General features: G+C 64.8%; 2 protein-coding genes and 2 pseudogenes. 3 read left to right on the top strand and 1 reads right to left on the bottom strand.

Annotated elements, in window-relative coordinates:
- Positions 1 to 107: 107 nt before the first annotated feature.
- From AB0E94_RS52685 to AB0E94_RS52675, 3 genes and pseudogenes are all read left to right on the top strand, one after another.
- A pseudogene (locus AB0E94_RS52685) lies at positions 108 to 683 on the top strand (reverse transcriptase/maturase family protein); the annotation flags it as partial.
- The gene (locus AB0E94_RS52680) at positions 663 to 1,421 is read left to right on the top strand and encodes a group II intron maturase-specific domain-containing protein (protein WP_360344480.1); all 759 of its coding nucleotides are present in this window, start codon (positions 663 to 665) and stop codon (positions 1,419 to 1,421) included. The pseudogene AB0E94_RS52685 and the gene AB0E94_RS52680, both read left to right, overlap by 21 nt.
- Positions 1,422 to 2,089: 668 nt before the next feature.
- Complete coding sequence (locus AB0E94_RS52675) at positions 2,090 to 2,278, top strand: hypothetical protein (RefSeq protein ID WP_360344477.1); 189 nt, start codon at positions 2,090 to 2,092, stop codon at positions 2,276 to 2,278.
- Positions 2,279 to 2,340: 62 nt separating this feature from the next.
- On the opposite strand, the pseudogene AB0E94_RS52670 reads toward AB0E94_RS52675, so the two are convergent.
- Positions 2,341 to 2,426 (bottom strand): annotated as a pseudogene (locus AB0E94_RS52670) (IS5/IS1182 family transposase); the annotation flags it as partial.

Below are 2,426 nucleotides of genomic sequence, written 5' to 3'. Positions count from 1 at the left end.
GGCTTCGACGTCATGCTGATGTGTGCTCCTCAGGGCCGTCCAGGAAGAGTATCCCCTGGTAGACGGGCTGTCTCACATCAGCGTGACAGGGAGGGGATCGTGCGCAACAAGCACGGGTCCGCAATGCGCTGGAGCCCGAGTGGGAGGCCCGGTTCGAACCCAAGTCATATGGGTTCCGGCCGGGTCGCTCCTGCCACGACGCCATCGAAGCGATCTTCCTGACCCTCAAAGGTCCTCGCTGCCAGCGGGAATGGGTCCTCGATGCGGATCTGGCATCGGCCTTCGACAAGGTGGACCATGACCTGTTGCTCGCCACGCTCGGAGGGTTCCCGGCCAGGGAACAGATCCGGGCATGGTTGAAGGCGGGCGCGGTCGATCAGGGCCGGTACGCCCCGACGGAGCAGGGAACTCCGCAGGGCGGGGTGATCAGCCCGCTGCTGCTCAACATCGTGTTGCACGGGATGGAGACTGCTGCCGGTGTCCGGTATCGCCAACGCGGTAACACCGTGTCCGGTACGCCGGTACTCATTCGCTACGCCGACGATCTTGTGGCGTTCTGTCACAGCTCGGAGCAGGCCGAACAGGTCAGGCAACGGCTCAGCGAATGGCTTGCGCCCAGGGGACTGGCGTTCAACGACGCCAAGACGCGGATCGTCCACGCCATGGACGGGTTCGATTTTCTCGGGTTCAACGTCCGCCGGTATCGCACCTGGCGGGGCGGCAAGGTACTCATCAAACCGAGCAAAGACGCGGTGAACAGGATCAGGCAGCGGTTGTCGGATGAGATGCGCTCCCTGCGGGGCGCGGACCCGATGATGATCATCTCTCGGCTCAACCCGATCATCCGGGGCTGGGCCGCGTACTACCGGCCCGGGGTGTCGTCCAAGATCTTCAGCTCGCTGGACGACTACATGTGGGGAGTCCTTTACCGATGGACTCGCCGCCGCCACCCCACCAAGCCACGGTACTGGATCAACAGCCGGTACTTCGGCAGGTTCCACCCGGCCAGGCAGGACAAATGGGTGTTCGGCGACCGGGTCACCGGCGCCCACCTGCACAAGTTCTGCTGGACCAACATCGTCCGGCACGCACTGGTCAAACACGCGGCGTCGCCCGACGACCCCGCGCTCACCCAGTACTGGGCCGAACGACGCCGCAGGAGACCTCCTCCCGGGCTTTCCCCGTCGCTCGCCGCCGGGATCAGAGCGCAGCGAGGACGATGCCCGCTATGCGGTGAATTCCTCCTGCACGTCGCTCACGAACCGAACTCCCCCGGCCAGTGGGAGCGATGGTTCACCGCGATCCGTGTCGCGATAACCCGCCAGGTGATCAGTACATCGAACCGCGACGCCCCGGACGAGCAACGCCGCCTGATACACACCCACTGCCACCGCCGGTATCCAACCGGCCCGGAAGGCTGAGACCAGCAACAACGACCGCACTCGCACGCCCACGGAGCCTGCTTGAGCCGGATGCGGTGAGAGTCGCACGTCCGGTTCTGAGGGGGCCGGGATGCAGCAATGCATCCCGGCTACCCGGCCCTGTAAGTACTGCTTTACCCACACCGCATGCTAGCGATAGCGCCTCTCAGCCAGGAACTCCTCAGCGGCGGCTGAGAGGCGCGCCATCCGCCACGATGGCCGCGACCAAGGTGCTGCGAGATCCGCGCCCTGAAGATCCCCTGCCGTGGTACATCGCGGCGGTGGACGTGTCGTCATCCTGGACTAGCTCCTCGTCGGCCCGGGTGTAGGGCAACCGGCCCGGTGGCATCGTCTTGACCAGCGCCACAATCCTCGACCGGTCGTCCTCGCTGAGCCGACATGGCCGGCCCGGACGCTGCCGAAGGCCCCGCCCCGTCGATGCCCTCGGTGTTGAACCGGTGGATCCACGACCGCACCGTCCACGCACCCGCACCAGCTCGACTTATGGCCCTCTGGGCGGTTGATCGGGTGGGTCTAGTAGCCATGAACAACTACGCAAACGGGTGTCCAAATGCATACCTGCCGTGTATGCGGGCGAGAGTTCAGGTGGCGAGTGCGTCCGGTCGCACATGATGTGACGAGCCGATTGCTGGAGGGTGGATCTGCCCATGTCTGAACAGTTTGATCATTCACTCCCGGATGGCGTTGCTCGGCGCCCGCATCCGAAGGTTGCCCGAGTCCTTGAAGCCGTCGCCAAAGAGGGCGAAGCGCAACATTACGCCCCTGGCGTCGGCGCCTTCAGCGCTTTCCTGGAGGATGCGGGTGATCCGGTCGCCGAGATCGTGCCGGAACGCTGAGAGCCTGTCGCAAACTTCGACGGAGCGTCATGGACGATAGTCCCGACTTCAATGAGCCTTTTTCATCCTGAGTAGGCGGGGTTCTCGACGTGGTGCAGGGCGAGGATGGCCTGCACGATCGGGGTTGCCCGGTGCGGGCTGCAGCGGA

Origin of the sequence: Actinoplanes sp. NPDC026670 (assembly GCF_040638175.1) — a bacterium.
GTDB lineage: Bacteria > Actinomycetota > Actinomycetes > Mycobacteriales > Micromonosporaceae > Actinoplanes.
The sequence above is the reverse complement of the archived record's forward strand: the minus strand, read 5'-3'. Positions and strand labels throughout refer to the sequence as shown.

Excerpts from the sequence above, each read along its gene's own strand:
- AB0E94_RS52680 (WP_360344480.1), top strand. The coding sequence starts at position 663 with ATGGACGGGTTCGATTTTCTCGGGTTCAACGTCCGCCGGTATCGCACC.
- AB0E94_RS52675 (WP_360344477.1), top strand. The coding sequence starts at position 2,090 with ATGTCTGAACAGTTTGATCATTCACTCCCGGATGGCGTTGCTCGGCGC.